Here is a 19,894-nt window from a genome sequence, read left to right on the forward strand (position 1 = left end):
TGATGACGGTCCATGTGCTCAGCGATACCGTGTTGCCTTCGAGGTGCTCGCCGCCGGACTGGTACTACATCGGCCATCAGTCATCGCTCCCAGGTTTGATCCGGTAGGTGACACGTCCGTCCTTGTACTTCACGGTGAAGGCCACTCGCCCGCTCGGCGCCGAGCGGTAGGGCAGCACCAAGGAGAACAGCGTCGCGATGTGCCCTGCAGGGGTCGGATCTTCCAGCTTGCTCGGCGGGGTCACGTCATCCTTGTCTGCCGCGAACGTGAGCAGGACGGCACCCCGCGTGCCGGATGGGCTCACGAGCTTCTCGGAGATGTGTCGGTACTCGGGCTCGCCGAGTAGCTGGGTCACCCGGTCACGGTGACGATGGCCGGGCGCAAGGGCGCCACCCGAGACAGTCTCGAGCGCGAGGCGCTGCCGAGGGGAGCTTCCCGAGAACATCCCGCTACGCTCGCTGCGTCGGGTTCGCGTGAGGATGTCGAGGGAGTAGCCGTCGACGGAGTGGGTGGCGACCCGCGCACTTGTCCTCGCCAGGTCGGGCACGATCACTGCCCAGTCGGTCAGGTTCCCCTCAGCCATAGCCTGCTCGATGAAGTCGACAGTCGGTGCGATCGAGAAGTTCTTGTTCCAACGGAACTTGCGAATGACGTCCAGGACCGTCTGTGCGTCGACGACGGCGTACCGGGCCGAGTAAGGTGCCGGCGAAGCATCGGCCGGAGTGTCGGGGATGTGGAAGAAGGTGCCCCGGGATCCGGTGGCAAGCGCCGCGTCGAGCAACGGCTCGACGGCAGCGAAGTGGAGTCCATTGATCGCCGGGTCACGGTCTGGCTGTTGGAAGAAGTCCCTGACCTTGCCGCCCTCGCCCTTGGTGGTGAGGCGCGCGTTGAACATCTTGTTCCGGCCCGTCGGTGAGAGCCAGGGCAGGCTCTGAAAGACGAGTGGCGGTACGTCGATGGGACGCACGCGTGGACGCCCGTCCTCGCCGATCCCCTGATACTGGCGCAGCTGTTCGCGGAAGTCCTCTTCGTCACGCACGATCGCTTCGAATGCCTTGTACAGATCGACGGCCGTATCCTTGCGGGATCCGGGTACGTTGCGGCCGATGTACAGGCGCACGAGGTCCCCATAGCCGAATCGGTATCCGAACCAGCGACCCATCTGCATCAGAGTGTCTGCCGCGGTTGTACGTCGCGTGTAGTAGGTCGTCGTAAGGCCCTCGACAGTGAACCCGCGGCTGAGTTTTGCGCCGCCCACCAGAATCTTCCAGACATCGCCTCCCTGGAAGTCGAGGTCATTCTGGATATAGTCCTTCTCGGCCGCTCCGTTTACCACGATGACCGGGCGGTAGCCCGAGCGGATTCGGCCGGTCGCTTCGCCGATGAACGGGCGCAACGTCCGGAAGTCCGGGGGCATCGGGGCTTCGGGCGCCCGAGCTTCCTGCACGGCGCGAAAGTCGCCGGTCCATAGCTCCCACAATCGGCGCCCGCCTTCTGGCGAAGAGTATCCTGCACGCAGCCACACGTCCTCGACGGTCGCGGCGAGCTCCGCGTGGTCGGCTTGACGGACGGATTCGTGCACGAGCATTGTGTGGTGCCGGTAGTCGCCGTCGTACCCCTCAGACTTCCTGAAAAGTTTCAGGGCCCCGCTCAGCACATAGGCGTCCAGCGCGTTCCGAATCTCCTCGCGGCGCTCCGCGTCGTCGTTATCGAGGTCGGCGTAGAGGCCGCGGACGAATGCCGCCTCGTTGGATTCGGCCAGACCTCCGACAGGGTCATCGATGTCCCTGTCGAGGTCGTGGAACTGCCGCCCGCCCATGTACGCCGCGGGCGGGTCGAGGCTGACGATGAAGTCCTTGGGAAAGACGTCGTCGACATCATCGGGGTCCACGAACACGTTGGCGAACGGTGTCGCCGTGTAGCCGATGTACTGAGCGCGCGGTAGCTCAGCCAGAAGTTCGGCGATGAGCTTGTTGATCGCAGTCCGCTCCCGGCGCTCAGGACTGTCCTTGCGCGGGTCCTTAGTGTTGATCGTCGCCTGGTCGGCCTCGTCGTCGATGATCAGCGTCGGAATCTCGGTGAGGTCGGCGCGGATAGCTTTGAGGTCGGATACGAGCTTCTGGAGGACTGTCGAGTTCTTCTTGACCACGGCAAGCCTGACATCCGAGCTGTACAGATTTGCGGGGTCATAAAGCCTCTTGGCGGGATCCGGCAGACGCTCGGACCGGAAGTCCAGATAGCCCAAGCCGTTCTTGAGACTGCGGTAGTCACCGGCCGCGTTCGTCAGCCGCCGGATCGCCGGTCGGCCGAGGTCGTGTGGGTACTTCCCGTAGCGCAGGAACCTGCCGTCCTGCCAGTCAAGGTCACCAGTACCTGCGTAGTCGATGTCCTTGATCTGATCCGGGTCGTGCTTGTCGCGTCCGCCCAGGATGTTCTCCTCGCCGACGAGTTCCATGTCGATGCGTCGCTGGGTCTGCCCGCGAAGAAGCTCGATGGTGCCCGTTAAGACGATGACGAGCCGGTACCCGGCATCGGCCGCCTTCGCCAGCACCCCTGTGAAGTTGGCGGTCTTGCCGGACTGTACGTGTCCGACGACGAGGCCCTTGGCCTGGTAAGGCTGCTTCCGAGTCGGGTCGGCGAGCCGACGGACGACCTCTCGGGTGACACGGTCCAGTTCATGGACAGCCTCGCCACTCATCTTCTTCTCGAGGACGCGACGGTAGCCGTTCCAGTAGAAGCCGCTGTCCGCGGCGAGTTCGTCCGTGTACCAGGGATCCCAGTCAGCAGGGGTATTGGAGATGATGACGGCGCCGGCATCGAGAGGGTACGCGTCGTCGACTGCGCTCCGGGCATCATTGCCCAGGGCGAGTCGACGGCCGATGACATCACGGCGGGCTGCGGTGGACGGCTCGGTGTTTTCGGTCCACCCCTCGCCGTCAGCGGCATCCCAACGGATGAGCTGGGTGTGGAACGCGAGGCGGGCCTTGTCGTTGGGATTGCTAGCGGTGACGATCTCGACGAGCTCGGACTCGGTTAGTGCCTCGCCGGTACGCCTGAGGTGGTGCAGCACGTCGTCGAGGAGGGGCGCCGGCTCATAGCCTTCCATGCCGCGCATGGCGCGGACGACGGCGTCGGTGATGGCGTCACTCATGCGGAGGTGTCCTTCGGGTCGAGAAACGTGTGGAGCGGGGCGCCGGGCAGACCCGGCGTGAGGTCCGTGATGTCGACGCGGTACGAGAGTTCGGAGACGAGGTCCGGCCTGGGGACGGACTCGGCGAGGCGCAAGTCGGTGATCGCCGGGAAGCTGTCGTCCACGAGGAAGGCAGCAGGCGAGGTGCGGAGGAGGTAGGACGTGTCGTAGAGGTCGGCGTCCTCGTCCCGCCATCCGAGTCCGTGCAACGCCTCGACGAACGCGCTGCGGTCGATCAACCGGTCGTACAGCGAGGCGACCAGACTCGCCAACGAGTCCCCTTGAGCACCGCCTGCGCGAGTCAACTGGATCGAGACGACCCACAACGGCCGACCAGGATTCGGACGGAGCTGACCTGGCCCGGAGATCATGTGTCGGCGTCGTTCGGAAAGAGTCGTCTTGATCTCGGCGTCGAACTCTGCGAAGGCGTAGTCGTGTTGTTCGGAGGCAGGCCCGAGCCACCAGTCGAGCACGTGCGCTTCAGGTGCTACATCGAGCAGGGATTGCAGGACGAGGAGTTCACCGACGAGACCGAGCTGCTGGGACTCGCTGATCCGCTGCCGCGCGGCGAGGAGCGCCCTCAAATTGGTGACGGCAGCATTGGCGGCCGACCCGAACTTCGCGCCACCGCGCATCGCCTCGGTCACTCCGAGCAGCAGGTTGTAGGCCTCATAGTGCATGTCGGTGGCATCCACGGCGAGGGTCGCCCAGGTGCCGTCGTCGCGATCGACTGCGTCAGATTGGACGTGGCGGAAACCCTTGATCGCCGGTTCTGTCCCGTCGTACGGGGTACGGAGCGTCAGCCGTTCGCCGCGGGGGTCGATGCGGAGGATGCACCGTGGTTCGGTCGAAAGCGTGTGCGTCGAGATCTTCCCCAGTGCGAAGTAGTGCTCGAGCGATTCAGGGCTCAGTCGGTCGTCCACCTCGGTCACGCGCTATCGCCTCCGTCGAGTTGTTCTGCTTGACTCATCGCCGCAGCCACCAGGATGGTCTGCCATGCGGATTCGTGCCTGCGTGCCTTCGCTCCCTGGTACGAGCCACCGAAGTGTTCGTTCACCAATAGGTAGAGCAGAGCCTTCACCAGCGGCGCATCGTCGCGGCGCATGCTCGGGTGACCCACGACGGCAGCCCTGTAGCGAAGGTTGAGAATGAGTGCGGGCGTCTCGCGGTCGATGCGGAAGAACTCGTCCGCGGGCAGCTTGCTCCACCGGATCTCTACGCTCGGCTCGTCGAGATCGAACTGAGCCGCCTCCTCGAAGGCAGCGAGGACTTCGACGGGTAGTCCACCCCGAGGCTCGATCACGGTGACAGGTCGAGCCTGTCGTTTCCGTGCTGTCCTCGCTCCCGTCTCCGCCGCTAGCCGGAAATCGCCGAATGTCGTTCCGTCCACAGCTCGGGCGATGAGTAGTGAGTCCTTGAGCGTCGCGTCGAGGACGACGCCCGTCTTCTCGGGGTTGATCGTGATGTGGTGCTCGGTCTCCGGTGTGATCTCGAGCGCGATGCGGCCGTACTGGAGATCGCGTGACCGCATCGCAAGCTCGTTCCAGCCACCCACCTGGAGCAGCCGATCTCTGCGGTAGACATAGAGGCCCTGTGTGTCGAGCGGCCCGCGCCCGTCGAGCACGTAGCCAGGCTTCGACCTCTCACGCTCTGCCCAGATGTGCGCAACCGCCGTGGCGTGTCCTTCCGGCAACGTGACCCTGAGTTCGGCGGGATACCCCGGGACACCGGACCGGCCGTAGCCGAACGGGTCGAGAGGTGTAACCATCCGGGGCGCGCCTGCGCCGAACTCGACGTCGTACTCCTCGACGTGGATACGGACTTCCCCACGCGCGAGGATCCGATGCATGACGAGCCCGAGATGGGTGAGGAGCGTGTCTACTTGGCGCTCGAGCCAGCCGCGCTGCTCGTCGGTATCCGAGGTGCGAAGAAACGTCCGGACCGCCGCCCACTCGACCACGGTCCCGGTCCGTAGTGCGAAGTCGACCTCGGTGCGGTTCAGTCGGGACTCGGCATCCTCGGAGTCATACGAATCAACGATTGGTCCGCTGTCGATCGTCGACCTCAGGATGCGTCGGCCGACGGCGGGGGCTCCGTACCGGCGCGACCACACGACGAGTGAGTCCGCCTGGCTGAGGGACGCGGCCTTAAGACCGATCCCGAAGTGTCCGAGGTCCGCCTCACCGTAGTTGCGCTTGCGGGCGTAGGTCATCGCGTCGTCTACGGCCGCGGTATCCATTCCTTGACCGTCATCGACCACCTCCAGCCCGCGGGGCACACCGTCGGCGAGGACGAACCGGACGAGGATGTTCCGAGCGCCCGCGTCGATCGAGTTGTCCACGAGGTCGGCGACAGCGGTCGCCAGGGAATGGTGCCTGCCGATCGCGGACGTGATCGACGGGTCAGGATCGACACGCCGCGATGAGACGGGCTGCGGACCGGCCACGTCCATCAGGCGTCCTCGAACCTCGTCACGGTGAACTTCAGCTGCCGCGAGTTCTCTGCGACCACACGCACGGTCTGTTGCTCGAACCCGCTGCTCTTCTCCGCACGGATGTCCAGGGTCACGTCCAGGAGATCGGGGCCGGCTTGTTGCAGGTGAAGGAGGACCTCGTCGACGACGTTCCGCATTGCGGAGGACAGGTCGGTGGAACCGTCGAGTTCCACCCTTGCGGCATACCGTGCGTTCTTGGCGACAGAGGGGACAGCTGCGGGCGGGGAGGGTGCACCGTCCGGTGTGCGACCGATCGAGCCGGGGACTTGGACAGTAGCGGGGGCAACGAGCCGCAAGGATGCTGCAGCGCTTTCCGCCTTGCGCTGGGCGACGGCAAGCTCGGACTTCACGATCAGGGTGTCGTCGGTGATCGTCCCGAATTCGACATCGTCGATTGGTACAGCGAGCCCGCCGAACTTGCCGGTGGTCTCGTCATACGACTCGGCGAGTGCGAAGCCCTGCGCGGCGAAGCCCACGTCGAACAGCGCGTCCTGCGCGGCCTTCACGAGCACGTGTCGGTCGCGGAGCCGGGGCATGTAGGGATAGCGGGCGTAGCACTCCCACAGCTCTCCGAACCGGATCTTGCCCGTGTTCCAGCGGGCGAGGAGGAACTCATTCACGTCGATCCGTACCAGGGCCGGTGCGATGTCGACACGGAGTAGATCCTCCTTGACGAACCGGGCGCCAGTCCGCTGGGCGATCCCGTGGCGCGCCTGCCCGTCACACTTCTGCTGCCCGACTCCGTACGGTGCAGCTGGGTCAGGCTGGGTGGCGTGCAGGCCCCAGATCCAGGTGTTGACGATCTGGTCGTCGACGGTCCGGTTGGTAGTCTCGACCTGCCGTTGCGCCTGGGCCTCGTTCGTCTGGGTGAGGTCGAGCCGCGCCTTCTCGGCGAGGATCGAGCTCCATGCCAAGTACGAGCGGGCGGTGGATTCCAGCTCCTTCCATCGGGTGGCGTCCGGGGCGAGCATCACGAGCATGTTCGGCATCGTGCGTTGTGCGCTGCCGCGCTTCTGCAGGAGGTCGAGCGCGAAGCGGCTGCCAGCGCTGCTCGTGTCCTTGCCGTTGTGCGTGTGCTCCGGGTGGAGGATCACGAGGCGCACGGAGGCCTCGTCCGGTACATCCCCGGTCGAAGTCGGTGCGACGACCACACCGGCGAACTCTGCTGTGTTCTTCGGAGCGGTCCTCCGCAAGCGTTCTACGACTTGTTCCCACACTTGTGAGGTGTCGAGGTGGCGAGCGCGCTCGGCAGCGGTGCGGTTCAGCGACGGCTGCGTGTCGTACCAGTACCGTCCGTCGCCGGTGTAGAAGTACGAGGACGCATCCTGGAGTGCGCCGAGCGCGGACCCGATGTTGCCGACGACGTCGCCGGGCAGGGCGAGACCGAGTACGAGCCGCTTGCGGTCCACACCCTTGTGGGTGGTGGCGACCGTGGGCGCGGACTCCATGAAGACGGTCCGCGCGACACGGACGGTCATGGACCGGTTGCCGAGATTGGGGCGGTCCTTGTCGACACGGCGTGCGACCGACTCGTCGCCGTCCACGTCGTTCTGGACGACGGCGTCCCACCCGTGCGGCAGGTACTGCACGAGCTCGCGACGCACGGCTGCGGAGTCCAGCGCCACTGTGCCGGGGATGACAAGAGGAGAATTGTCGCCGGAGACCCAGAGCTGGTGGACGACGGCGCTCATGAGGCGTAGCACGCCGCGTGTGCGCTGGAACTTCTCCAGCGTGGACCATTCGGCGTATAGGCGGTCGAGCAGCTCGGGGTGGACGGGGTACGACGCACGGATTCGCGCCTCGTATCCCTGCTCGGTCACCTCGGTGGGGAACTCACCGGGGTTGCGCTGGTAGAACTCGCGGAACCGACGGGCAGCCGCGGCGATGAGCTTGGCCTGGTCCGCGCCGGGCTGGTGGAACAGGCGACGGCGGACGATCTCGTACGACTCGTCGCGAGCGGCGGGCGCCCACTGGTAAGCGACGCGGCGCACGATGTTGTCGAGCCGGGCGAGTGCCTCATGGCCGAAGTCGCCGCCGACCTCGAGGTCGGACGCCTTGGACGCCTCGTCCATGTCGCCAGCGGCGCCGTCGGCGAGCCGCGTGCTGGCCGGCACCGAGACGAGCAGCAGGATGCCTGGCACAGCGGCGGCTGCTTGCGTGAGGGCCTGGGCGAACGTGAACTGGGTGTCGAAGTCGCCACCGGGCAGCGGCACGCGGCTGCCGTCAGGCAGGATGCGCGGGGTGTTGAGCTGGCGGGCGTAGGACACCCACTCGTCGATCAGGATCACGGCGGGACCGTAGGCGGCGAAGAGCTCGCGGAGCGCACCGCCGGGGTTGGTCCCGGTCCGGTCGGCGTCGGCCACGTACGTGTACCCGGCAGCTCCGTCGCCGGCCTCGTAGCCGAGCTGCCAGGCGATCTCGCCCCAGAGGGTGTGGACGACGGTGCCGTCGGGCTTCGTCGACGGCTGACCGGGCGAGATCTCGTTGCCGACGATCGTCACCCGCTTGACCGCAGCGCCGACCGCCTGCTCGTGGTGACCGTGGAGCACGTCCTGGACGTCCTGCGGGAACTCGCCGAGCGGACGTCCCGAGAACAGGTGCCAGACGGCGAGCATGGAGTGGGTCTTGCCACCACCAAAGGTGGTCTGGAGGTTGATGACCGCATCGGCGTTGGTGTCGCCCGCGAGGCGCGCGGCAGACCGGCGCAGAAGTTCGCGCAGGCCGTCGGTGAGGTAGGTGCGGCGGAAGAACTCGACGGCGTCCGAGTACTCCGTTGCCGGTGCGTCGGCCTGGCCATCAGTGTCCTTCACCGCGACGCGGTAGAGGTCGGCTGCGAATTCCGAGGATGCGAAATCGCCACTGGCGACGTCGTCGTGCGGGGTCAGGACGTCGCGCCACGAGGGGAGCTCGGCGTCGGCGGTGTTGACGGCGGTTGAGACCGACCGTGTGGTCCGGCGGGTCTCCTTTTCGAACTCTGCGCGCTCGACCTCGCGGCGCATTGCGCGGACCTCGTCGGCCTCACGTACGGCACCCGTGGGCCGGAGTAGCAGCTCGACCGTCTCCAGCGCTCGCCGCGCCTGGTCGCCGGTGAACGACTTGTTGTGCGCCCAGTCGTTGCGCACGGTCCGCAGCTCACCCGCGTAGCCCTGCTCGGTTCGGGACAGCGCCTTGTTGAACACGTAGCCGAGCGACGGGATCGGTTCGGTGATCATCCGGAGCTGCACCTGCGGGTCGGTCCGCTCGTAGTTTCCCGGGCCCTTGCCGTTCGTGGCGTCCTTGGTGGCCAGCGCAAAGGTCCAGTCCTCAGTGGCCTCCGGGAGGAGAGGAGTGACGACCCGCTCGATGAACGGATCGAGCGCGGCGGCCAGGAGCTCGAGGGCGCGGCCGACGTACTCGCGGTTGCTGGCGGTGGGCATCAGCTGTCGCCTCCGAGATCGAACTCGTCCTGGACGGTCACATACGAGGTGATGGTGCCGGCGACGGCGGTGAGATCGGCCCAGGCGCCGCCGAGCGCATTGAAGAGACGGGCGTCCTCAGGCCGCTTGTCCTGCGTCAGCTCGTACAGCCGGTACGCGAGGAGCTGGACGGCCTCGAGGTCGATCTCACTGCGGTCTCGGACGGCGGCCAGGAGGCGCGCGGCGGGTTCGATGCCGCCCTGCTCGTCGGACAGTACCCGCGCGAGGTGACAGGCGACCTCCCACACGGAGATGCGGTCGTCGAGCACAGGATTCCACGACGTCGGGAGGTCGGCTGGGCGGACGAGCCGGACTTTCCCCTCGCCGGAGGCCAACACACCGGCGGAGTGGAGACCATCGATGGATGTGTTGGTGGCCTTTGCGAGAACGTCGGCCTCACCGTACGGCGCGACCGCCCAGCCATACTGTAGGTACCACTTGAGGCAGAACCGGCTGTCGGCGTCGAGGTCGCCGTCGTTTTCAGAAAGCACCTCATCGAGCACCTGGTTGATGAGCGCGAGGGCCGTCTTCACCGTCATGGGCTTGCCGTCGTTCTCCAGTACATGGCTGTACCGGGAGAAGATAGCCATACCCGGACCGATGGTCGACTGCGCCAGGTCCACCGGTGCTATGGCGCCCTGCTGCATCTCCACCAGCGCCTGCGGCAGTTCCGCCTTGAGCGCAGTGAGGAATCCCCGGCGGCTGGTTGTGGACGCCGTCGCGTGCCGCGGACGCAGGGACAGCACGATGGACGACGCAAGTGCATTGGTGCCGGACGCGATCATGCGGTTGCCGAGCTCGGTGCGCATCGGCCATGTAGCGGTGATCGTCCAGCCCGAGCGGATCATGCCCTCGAGCAGGGTGGACCAACCCGTCGACGTGACGCCCTCGGACTCGAGCTCCTGCTGCTTAAAGGCGTAGTAGACGGTGATCGGAAAGTTCTCCGACGCTGACTGCCGAGCGCGGGCGAAGACGTTCTCGAAGCCCTCTTCGAAGAACCTGGCTGCGCCCTCCTTGCCGTCGTGTCGATACGGGTTGGCGACCAGCTCTTCGGCCTTCGGCACGAGCATCGTCGAAAAGAGGGCCGGGTGGATCGACCGGAGCGAACGGCGGAGCCAGACGTAGAAGAAGTCCGAGAGATCGGAGTACCCGATGTTGTCGTAGTAAGGCGGGTCCGTGGAGATAACTGCTTCCGCATAGGGGAGCGTCGCCGCGTCGGCCTGCGTCACATCGGCCCGCGGCCCGATCCGGAGCCTATCGAGGACCTTCGCCATACCTACGAGCGATACCGTTACACCTCCAGCATGGTCGCTTAGCGGGTTGGTTTCAGCGTGATCCCACACCATTGGGATCGCTTGGCGCCTGAAAAGAGCGATGGACTGATCCATCGTCGCCTTCCAACTCGCCAGTGCGTTATTCATGTCGGCCGCCTTGGAGACGCCCATGGCCAAGTAGGTGGCGACAACGTCGGCGTATGCCTTGGCGCCGGATCCGCCGTCGGCGAGGCGGGTGCCGTGCGGGAGGCCTGAAGCCGCGGTATCGACCAGCACCCGTTCACGCGCCTCACCGACGAGATCGCTGAAGGTCGTGAGCGCGGTGAGCTGTCGATTGGTGAATGCATCGGACCACCTCGGCATCCCGTACATCGGAAGGCGGTCAACATCGTGGTTCGGTGTAGTGACGAGTTGGTCGGGTGTATCGGCGGGGCGCTTGACCACTGCTGCCTGTGCGTGATGCGCCGATGAAGCAACGTAGGAGCGCCGTCGGTTTCCCTCGGCGACCATCGCCATGAGCTGCGCCCCAAGGCCGACCGAGGTCGCCTGCCCACGGATGTACTTGGAGTCCGCAGGCGTCCCACACGCGATGCAGGTTCCGGTACCGCGCGCCATGGTGCCGTCGCCAGCAGCACTCGGTGCCTTGACCCTGTCGTGGCCGATAGAGAACTCGACGCGCCTTCCGGACGGGGCCTTGGCGTCATCCACAACGGTCGGGACGACGTACGCCTCCTTCCCCTTCTTTTTGCCCAGCCACCACGACCGTACGAGCGGCATCTCGATGCCGCAGGCCGGGTTGGGGCAGGTGACGGTACGCGCCCAGATCCAGGCGATGACGGTCGCCTCGGTGGACATCCCGGACTTCTCGTCGGTGATCGTCGCCTTCGGATACAGATGACCGATGCGCTCCTGGGCCCGATCGCGCATCCACGCGCCGTATCGGCGGATGTCCTCGGCGAGCCCCGTGGCGCGCGGCCAGTCACCCATGCGCGACTCCGCTGCCCCGGGGAATACCGGAGCGCGGCCGGCGAACTTCGGTGGGATCTCGATGAGCGCCTTATTGATGAGCACCGCCACCGGGTTGAGGTCGCTCGCGTGTGCTTCAAGGCCCAGACGCTGCGCCTCCAGCGGGATGGTGCCGCCGCCCGCGAACGGGTCGAGGATTGCCGGCGGGTTGCCGTCCGTCGACGCAAGGATCTCGGCATGGGCCTCCGCAAGGAGCTTCTCGTCGTCTATGTTCTCCCAAACGACCAGCCGCCGGATGATGCCATGCAGCCGCTCCCGCTCGGCCTTTTGCGAGGCCTCGTCGGGGAACCGGTCGGGGTGTGATGACGGGTCGTCGACGAGCTGTGCGAACAGCACGGCCCGCGCCGATGCCAACGGCCGTCGTGCCCACCACAGGTGCAGAGTCGACGGGTGCCCGTGCCGGATCGACTTCTCCCGTGCCGACTCCCGATTGATGTCCTCAAGGGGGAGCGACACCTCGATCAGCTTACGGCGTGGAACGCCAGCCTCCGAGGCAGGGACTGCAGTCGACGTCATGGATGGGGGCTCCAGGTAGGGGGCAGCGTCACCCGGCGATGCATCGTCCGATGCCGCAGGAAACAGTGGCCCTCATCGTAGGGCGGTATGCGGATGGCGCCCACTGTCGAACGGGTGAAGAGGGACCACGGTGCGCTTCACTCTGAGCTACCCACGACGTGTCGTGGGTACGTGCCGTCAGTATCCGAACCGTGGAACGCCCGCCCATCTCTGCCCACCTGCGCGCGACCAGGTGCGGTTGCGGGGTTCGAGCAGCGTGGCCTCCACGGCACCATAGACCTCCAGGTAGTCGGTGTAGCCCTCGGCCTCCTGCCCCGTGTGCGCTCGGAGCGTCATGGTGGCGAGGTCCAGGATTTGTTCGGCGAGCTCGGCGGGGATCGTGAGCCAGGTCGACCCGAGACGTTCGACTGCGTCGCCGCGCTGTACATCGACGTCGATGCCTACGGAACGCGTGTGTCCCAGGTGGAGCAGTTCGCAGGCCGACACCATGTGCCACAGCTCGAATACGAACTCGTAGGCCGTTTCGCTGCCGACCGGTCCCACGGCGAGTGACACCTCGAACTTCTCCTCCTCGAGCGAGAACAAGAACTCTGCTGCTCCGGTGGCGAGAAGTTCGCTGAGCTCGCCCACGGCGTCGTCATCGGCTGCGATCTGCCACCACGGCAGGTCACCGAAGGTTCCGTGATAGCTCCGGAACGTTGCGATCTCACCGATGTGACGATCACGTGCGGCGAACGCATCCAGGCACGCGCGCCGGAAGTGGATCTCGGGATCCGTCGTCAGCCGATCACATTCGTGGATGGTCAGGTCTTGCATTGCCGCGCCGATCGCCTGGTGGTGTGCCCGGACGAATTCATGGGCATCGGCTGCCGCGCGTCTGGCCGCGACCGGGTAGGAGGCATCCTCGACCGTGTTCCGCAGGATCGTCATGGTCGGTCCCAGGGTGTGCAGATCCACGGCGAGTCGACGGAGGTGCTCCACGCCGACGAAGTGCTGCGCCGACATCGCCGTCTCACGTCGGCGCTGGACCTCATCGTTCACGAAGCACTGCGCGATCATGGCCCGCGGGAGGTCGTCGAGGAGGTCGCCCATCTTCTCCGGCAGGGTGCGCAGGCCGAGGAGCGGATCCCGGCCGAGTCCGAGAAGGTACTCGACGCCCTGCCTGTCCACGATGTTCCAGCGCCGCACGAGCAATCGGCGCAGGTCGTCGGTCGACCAGCGACCGTCACCAAGGGTGCACCAGAGTTCGGCGAGTGTCCGTGCATGAGTGAACAGGTCCCATCGGTCGGTGCCACCGAAACCTCGGTTCGAGACCGCTGACTCCACGGCATCGACAAACTCCTCGACCTCACCACGGCCGGCGTACTCCGGACGTAGCACGTGCGTCGCGACCACACGGTCGGCAACGTCGACCAGGTCTCCACTCTGCGCCACCCACTCGGCCACGCGCGCGCTGAGAAACGCGGCGACCACCGTCGTCGGGCCCAGATCATCACGGACCATGTCCGCGAGGTGGCGGTATCTGTCGCCGAGGGGTGTGAGCGTCTCGGAGCAGATTCGCGCGATCCACAGGGCGCGGTCGTCATGAAGTGTGGGCACGTCAAGCCTCCGTCATCGGGCGGGACGCGATGCCAAATGTTCGCGGCCCGCGGCATGCGCATGATTGAACACGCTCGGACCGGGTCGGACGAGCGCCTCGATCAGGTCGGCGACGGTCTCGGCAAGCTCGTGTTCCCATGCGCGGACGACTGTCCACCCGAGGCCCGCGAGGCGGGCGTCGGTGTCGCGATCCCGCGCGATGTTGCGGGACAGCTTCGCTGCCCACCAGTCCCCGTTGGCGCGTGGTGAGGTCCCGTGGACCGGGCATGCGTGCCAGAAGCACCCGTCGACGAACACCGCGATCTTCACCCGGGTGAACGCGATGTCCATGCGCCGCCGTGGTCTATCCGGGACCGGGTATTCGACGCGGTACCGAAGTCCCCGACGATGGAGTTCTCGTCGGAGCGCCAGCTCCGGCGCGGTGTCCTTACGAGCCTGGCGCGACATCCGAGCCGACACATCGGCCGTCGTCGACGGTCGAGTGGATGCGACGTCTGGCGCGTCGCGCTCTTCGCCTGTGTGTCGGATGTCGAACGTGTGTGCTGGCCTGATAGGGTCCGGTTGCGTGGCCACACCTGTATCCTCTCGCCCCGTCGCGGCACCTGACGATAGCGTGGCCGACGACCGTGAAATGCGTGTTCTCGATCTCTTCGCCGGTGCGGGAGGACTGACCGCGGGGATGCACGCAGCATCGTCGCGATTCCGTACTGTTCGGGCCGTCGAGCTGGAACCGGAAGCGGCCGCGACCTATCAGGCGAATTACGGCGATGTCGTTCACTGCGGGCCAATTCAGAGTTGGCTCGAGCAGGAAGACGTGCCCAAAGTCGACGTCGTGGTCGGAGGGCCGCCCTGCCAAGGTTTCTCCACCCTCGGGAAGCAGGATGTCGACGACGAGCGCAACGTGCTCTGGCGCTACTACGCCGAGACCGTCCGTCGCGCTCGCCCGCAGTACTTCGTGATGGAGAACGTCCCGGCGTTCCTCAAGTCACCGCAGTTCTCAGTGTTCACCGAGGCATTCGCTCCGGGTGGCGCACTCGAACACTATGAGTTCGAAGCCCGTGTGCTCAACGCTGCCGACTATGGTACTGCGCAGGTGCGCAAGCGCGTCGTCGTCCTCGGTCGACACAAGGACGCCCCTGTGATCGCAATGCCGACCCCTACGCATGCGCCTGAGGCGTATCGGACCGTTCGTGATGCCTTCGAGGGCGGCGGCCTTCAGGCGGTCCCTCGACACGCGGCCGAACGCGATCTGCCGCCGGGAGTCATCGAGCGATTCGACCGCACCATGCGTGGCGTCTTCAAGGCGTCAGAGCTACACATCGGACGGTCGTACACGGACCTCTCGCTCGACCGCTTCAGAGCTATCCCCTACGGGGGCGGGCGTTTCGACCTCCCAGAGGAGCTCAAGGCGCCCTGTTGGCGCAAGCACCGCACCGGATCGGGGGATGTCATGGGCCGATTGGTCTGGGAGAAGCCGTCAGTGACGATTCGAACCGAGTTTTTCAAGCCCGAGAAGGGGCGGTATCTTCACCCGACGCAGAACCGGGCGATCACCCATTTCGAGGCAGCGCGGATTCAGGGGTTCGACGACGACTACAAGTTCGTCGGTTCGAAGACTGCGATAGCACGGCAGATAGGCAATGCTGTCCCGATTCCGCTCGGGCAGGCGCTGGGTCGAGAGATCCTGGGTGCCTTCGACGCATGACGCGAATCCGAGCGTGTCGCGACTTGCGCGGTGGGAGCCGTCGGGCTGAAGTCACCTCCGTCATCGAGCGAGGAGCGTATGCCGCCGGGTTCTCCGGTGGTGCTGCTGCTGCGGAGAACCCGGCGGCCAGGGAACTCGACTTCACCCACACGTCCGGAATCGCCTCGAGCATCCGAGTGGGCGGGCTCCGACGAACGAAGAAGCGCTCTTCGCCGTCCTTGCTGCGGCCGCATTTCTGCCCGTGGACTGGCATGTTCGCGCGGTTCCTGTCGCCTACCAAGGCGCGACGTGCATCGACACGGGTCACAGGGAACACGATGACCTACGCTCGAGCCCTGGCATCCGGCTTGACCTGCAGGGGGTGAAGGCCATCGACCACTGACTTCCCACTGTTGTAGCTTCGACCACCAGGAATGTCGGTCGTGGGGCGTACGGCCACGACACCAACTGTCGTTTACCGGGGTGGTCCATGTCTGTGACGGAAGTGATTGCGCAGCGAAGTCGCCGCGCCGGAGGCCGCCTCTACGTCTTCGCGTTGCCGATCGCCGTGATCCCTGACGTCATTCCCATACCTGATGTCGCGACACGCTCCGAGGGGAATCGTCTTGTCGATCCCAACCACGCTCGAGAGTTCGGTCGGTACTGGAAAGAGAACCAGAAATGGGCCGCGCCGCCACTTCTCCTCGACACGTCGGCCGAGTTCGAGCCATGGTTCGAGCTGAAGTTCCCCGCCGGTGCCCTGGAAGCGGGAGTGCTGCGGCTGCCGCGCCCCGACGTCACCGGACTGCAGATACTCGACGGCCAGCATCGCGTCCTAGGGTGGACATTGCTGCTGCGTGACCTCGCCGACCGGTCGAAGGTAGTGGCCGAGCGCTACCAGGCGGCTTCCACTCGAGGTGATCTCGACGCCGCGTCCACAGCGATGGACGCCATGCGATCTCTGGAGCTGCTTCGGACACGTCTGCGCGACGAGCAGGTGACCGTCGAGGTATTGGACTCGACCGGGCTCGAGGACCATAAGCAGTGGTTCTTCGACATCGCGCGCAACGCTAAAGGGATCACGAGATCGGTCACCGCTGCGTTCGATCGCTCCGACGTGGTGCATCGCGCGGCACTGCGTCTCGTCGACGAGCATTCCTCCTTGGCGGGACTGGTCGAGCGTGAGGCAGATCGGGTTACACCCGGTTCGAATGCGATCCTGTCCGTCGCTCAGGTCGTTGCGATCGTGCGAGGGGCACTGGGCCTCGAGACCGCTTCCGAAGTCGGCGACCGACACGATGAGGACTTGATCCTCGCGGTGGCCACGGACTTCTTCGACCTGCTGTTCGCCGCCTTCGACGACCTGCAGGACGTCGCCGAGGGGGCGATGACAGCCGCCGACCTCCGCGTGGTGAGTGTCGCGGGGTCGGTCACCTTCCTGAAGGCCGTGGCGGAGCTCTTCGCCTCGCGGGTGAGGTGTGCGAGCGACTCCGGACCGGTGGTCGACGACAACGCCCTCGAACGGCTCGAGACGTTCCTGTCGTCGGTCGGCCGGCGGATGCGCGGCCCCGTGCCGGATCAGCTGTGGGGCTCGGGTGCTTGGGAGAGTCGCGACGCCCGCAGTCCTCGTGCGCGTCGTCAGGACATCCATGCGATTACTGAGGCGCTCGCTGAGTGGTGGGACGCCTCTGGCGCAGGACCGTCCGACGAGCCGCGGAAGCCTGCACGGTCTACCTCCGAGCGGTCGACGACTGATATCGGCACACGTGTCGTCGACGCATTGTTCGAGCTTCCACGGTCTGACGCTGGCTCGCCTCCGACGACAGGGCCAGCTGCTCGAACAAAGCATCGCTCGAATGCGGCGTGGCCCGGTGGCCTGCTTCCCGCTATAAGCAAGGCTGCCTTTGATGATGGTGGCCCGGGCGATGGCGAGCCACCCTCGCGGATCATGTCTGCAGGTGCCACCGCTGATCCCGTCAAGGACTATCTCCGGCAGATCGGCAAGGTCGCACTGTTGAGCGCCCTCGAGGAGGTCGAGATTGCCAAGCGGATCGAGGCAGGCCTGTTCGCGGAAAGCCGTCTCGTCCATGAGTTCGCGCACCGGGATCTGTCGATGGCGAAACCGGATGAGCGGCGCCGTCGTCGTGACCTGCAATCGGTCGCGCGTGATGGCGAATGGGCCAAGGACCGCCTCATCCGTGCCAACTTGCGGCTCGTGGTCTCGATCGCCAAGCGCTACACGGGCCGGGGGACGCTGTTCCTCGACATCATCCAGGACGGCAACATCGGTCTTATTCGCGCAGTCGAAGGGTTCGACTACACCAAGGGAAACAAGTTCTCGACCTTTGCAACGTGGTGGATCAGGCAGTCCATCACGCGTGGACTCGCAGACCGCGGACGGGCTATCCGCCTGCCTGTGCACGTGGTCGAGAGCATGGACCGGATCGCGAAGGTCGAGAGAGAGCTGCAGGATGCCCGGGGGCGTGTGCCGTCATCCCGCACTGTGGCAGCCAGACTCGACATATCGACCGACGAGGTGGAACGCCTCAGAGGCTACCGCCAGCCGGTGTTGTCCCTCTCGACACCCGTTCCTTCAGGACGTCGAGTGCTCGGTGAGTCCGTGGACCTTATCGAGATCGGAGCACTTCTCGTGGAGGAAGAAGCCGTCGGTGTCGACGAGATCGTCTCGGTGAAACTGATGCGGAACCAGATCGCTTATGTGCTCGATACCTTGACCGAACGTGAGGCGCGGATCATCGCGATGCGATTCGGACTCTCAGGCGGTCATCCGATGACGTTGGAGGAGATCGGAGCCGCCATGGGCGTGACCCGTGAACGCATCCGGCAGATCGAGAAGAAGACAATCGAGGAACTCAGGCAGCCGGCGCAGTCGCTCCGTCTGCAGGACTACCTCGACGGACGGTACAACGACGAACCGGCTCGTCCACGCTTTCACGAGGCTCCCTGTACACCGGCACTCGGTACCGAGGGGTCGCGGGAGACGACAGTCGAAGAGATCCAGGATGCAATGTGGGGAGAGGTGGCATGACGATGCGCGAGTTCAACCTCAGCGGATATGACGACCGGAAGGAGCTGCTTGCCCAGCGGTATATCCGCGCGGGGAAGAGCCTGTTCGTCGTCGCATTGCCGATCTACCTGATTCCGACCCACCTGCCACTGCCCGACCCCGACGAGCCCTTCGAGGGCAACCGCAAGGTCAGCCCGAAACGCGCGTCAGACTTCTCCGATTACTGGCGCTCCAACACCAAGTGGGCGACGCCCCCACTGCTGCTCGACACCACATACCCACTCTCCGAAGATTTCGAGGTGCAGTCGACCGTCTCCGGTGTCGATTTCGGGATCCTGCGACTACCGCACAGTTCGGAGTCGGAGCTGCAGATTCTCGACGGTCAGCATCGCATTCTCGGTTGGGCAATCACCGCCAAGCGAGTTGCTGAGGAGTCCCGCCGTGCGCGCGAGCTCAAGCTGCGTGCCGACGACCGTGGCGAAGCAATGAAAAGCGCCGAGGCTGCCGAGACCATCGCGCTTCTCAGTAAGGAACGAGACCGGCTTCGGAGCGAGTACGTGACAGTGGAAGTGCTCGAGGGCGTGACACTGGACGATCACAAGCAGTACTTCCACGACATCGCGACGAACGCCAAGGGGATCACGAAGTCACTGACGGCGTCGTTCGATCGTCGCAAGGTGATCAACCGGGTGGCTCAGGTATTGATCGAGGAGCACCCGCTTCTCAAGGACCACGTCGAGCTCGAATCTGACACGGTTCGTGGGCGCAACGAGAACTGGATCTCGGGGAAGAACGTGACCGATATCGTTTCTGCGATAACACTGGGACTGGGGCGCACTATGACGTCCAGGCGGGAGAGAGACGCTGACGAAGCCGCCATCCTGGCTGTCGCGATGGCTTACTTCGGCGCTTTGAGCGAGGAGTTCGAGGACCTGGGCCTGGTCGCCGATGGTGAGATATCGCCTTCCGATCTGCGGGGACGCAGTCTGCTCGCTTCTCCGACGATCGTCCGGGGTCTATCCGGCGCCTATCACGACATTGCTGTTGAGGAGCGGAACGGCATCCCCGTCATCTCGCCTTCCGGCGATCGCAGGATGCGGAAGCTCATGGCTGGGCTCTCGGATCGAATGGCAGTCCCTGTCGAGGACAGCTGGTGGGAGACGGGCCTCTTTGAGGCCCGCACGAGCGAGGCACCGGGGTCGCGCACCCAGAACATCAAGGACCTGGCGTCCTTGCTGAGTCACTGGGCTATGGAAGGGGCGTTCGCATCGCGACGGTGAGGTCTGCCCAAGGCGCGGCTCCACGCGGCAGGCGATGGCGGGATCCCCAACCTTGCAACGGGTGTGGTTGCGGAGACTGTGTGAGCACTGTCGTCAGTACGCTGATCGCGAGGGCCTTACGCTTCCGCTGCGGGCCGAAGTGAACGCCAAGATGATCGAAGCGATCTGCGGCACCGCTAGAGTGCGGCACGCGATGGTACAGAAGGCGCGTCAGCCTCCGTTTGGCCGATTGGACAGTACGCAGGCTGTATTCGGCCCCTGAGTCGCCTGACTCGTCACGCGAAACAGCGCGAAACGACATCGACGAGATGCGTGCTTCGTAGGTGTCTTCGAAATGCTGGACTGGCA

General features: G+C 65.4%; 10 protein-coding genes. 3 read left to right on the forward strand and 7 right to left on the reverse strand.

Annotation, left to right across the window (positions count from 1 at the left end; all coding sequences use genetic code 11):
• Positions 1-76: 76 nt before the first annotated feature.
• The 7 genes from ACNYC2_RS04300 to ACNYC2_RS04330 form a co-directional block, all read right to left on the reverse strand.
• Positions 77-3,151 carry a Z1 domain-containing protein gene (locus tag ACNYC2_RS04300; RefSeq protein ID WP_419705838.1) on the reverse strand — a complete coding sequence of 1,025 codons (3,075 nt, stop codon included), beginning with the start codon at positions 3,149-3,151 and terminating at the stop codon, positions 77-79.
• Entirely contained in the window at positions 3,148-4,122 is a 975-nt protein-coding gene (locus ACNYC2_RS04305; protein WP_419705839.1) for a PD-(D/E)XK motif protein, read from the reverse strand. Before ACNYC2_RS04305 ends, ACNYC2_RS04300 begins: the two co-directional genes overlap by 4 nt.
• The gene (locus ACNYC2_RS04310) at positions 4,119-5,642 is read right to left on the reverse strand and encodes an ATP-binding protein (RefSeq protein WP_419705840.1); all 1,524 of its coding nucleotides are present in this window, start codon (positions 5,640-5,642) and stop codon (positions 4,119-4,121) included. The genes ACNYC2_RS04305 and ACNYC2_RS04310 overlap by 4 nt, the downstream gene beginning before the upstream one ends.
• A complete protein-coding gene (locus ACNYC2_RS04315; RefSeq protein ID WP_419705841.1) occupies positions 5,642-9,100 on the reverse strand; it encodes a Swt1 family HEPN domain-containing protein in 3,459 nt (1,152 codons plus the stop codon). The genes ACNYC2_RS04310 and ACNYC2_RS04315 overlap by 1 nt, the downstream gene beginning before the upstream one ends.
• Complete coding sequence (locus ACNYC2_RS04320) at positions 9,100-11,895, reverse strand: DUF1156 domain-containing protein (RefSeq protein ID WP_419705842.1); 2,796 nt, start codon at positions 11,893-11,895, stop codon at positions 9,100-9,102. The genes ACNYC2_RS04315 and ACNYC2_RS04320 overlap by 1 nt, the downstream gene beginning before the upstream one ends.
• Positions 11,896-12,132: 237 nt before the next feature.
• Positions 12,133-13,554 (reverse strand): hypothetical protein, encoded by a 1,422-nt coding sequence (locus ACNYC2_RS04325; RefSeq protein WP_419705843.1) that lies wholly within the window; start codon positions 13,552-13,554, stop codon positions 12,133-12,135.
• Between the two features lie 12 nt (positions 13,555-13,566).
• Positions 13,567-14,127, reverse strand: a complete 561-nt coding sequence (locus tag ACNYC2_RS04330; RefSeq protein WP_419705844.1) for a very short patch repair endonuclease — start codon at positions 14,125-14,127, stop codon at positions 13,567-13,569.
• Positions 14,128-14,167: 40 nt separating this feature from the next.
• Between ACNYC2_RS04330 and ACNYC2_RS04335 the strand changes: the two genes are divergently transcribed.
• The 3 genes from ACNYC2_RS04335 (at position 14,168) to ACNYC2_RS04345 (ending at position 19,546) form a co-directional block, all read left to right on the forward strand.
• On the forward strand, positions 14,168-15,259 hold the full coding sequence (locus tag ACNYC2_RS04335) for a DNA cytosine methyltransferase (protein WP_419705845.1): 1,092 nt from the start codon (positions 14,168-14,170) through the stop codon (positions 15,257-15,259).
• A 469-nt stretch (positions 15,260-15,728) separates the two neighbouring features.
• Positions 15,729-18,287, forward strand: a complete 2,559-nt coding sequence (locus ACNYC2_RS04340; protein WP_419705846.1) for a sigma-70 family RNA polymerase sigma factor — start codon at positions 15,729-15,731, stop codon at positions 18,285-18,287.
• Entirely contained in the window at positions 18,284-19,546 is a 1,263-nt protein-coding gene (locus ACNYC2_RS04345) for a DNA sulfur modification protein DndB (RefSeq protein ID WP_419705847.1), read from the forward strand. Before ACNYC2_RS04340 ends, ACNYC2_RS04345 begins: the two co-directional genes overlap by 4 nt.
• Positions 19,547-19,894 lie beyond the last annotated feature (348 nt).

The organism is Promicromonospora sp. NFX87 (assembly GCF_048564965.1).
Classification (GTDB): domain Bacteria; phylum Actinomycetota; class Actinomycetes; order Actinomycetales; family Cellulomonadaceae; genus Promicromonospora.

What these genes read in the sequence shown, in the direction of transcription:
- ACNYC2_RS04300 (WP_419705838.1), bottom strand. Translation starts at nt 3,151, where the DNA reads ATGAGTGACGCCATCACCGACGCCGTCGTCCGCGCCATGCGCGGCATG.
- ACNYC2_RS04315 (WP_419705841.1), bottom strand. Translation starts at nt 9,100, where the DNA reads ATGCCCACCGCCAGCAACCGCGAGTACGTCGGCCGCGCCCTCGAGCTC.
- ACNYC2_RS04310 (WP_419705840.1), bottom strand. Translation starts at nt 5,642, where the DNA reads ATGGACGTGGCCGGTCCGCAGCCCGTCTCATCGCGGCGTGTCGATCCT.
- ACNYC2_RS04345 (WP_419705847.1), top strand. Translation starts at nt 18,284, where the DNA reads ATGACGATGCGCGAGTTCAACCTCAGCGGATATGACGACCGGAAGGAG.
- ACNYC2_RS04340 (WP_419705846.1), top strand. Translation starts at nt 15,729, where the DNA reads ATGTCTGTGACGGAAGTGATTGCGCAGCGAAGTCGCCGCGCCGGAGGC.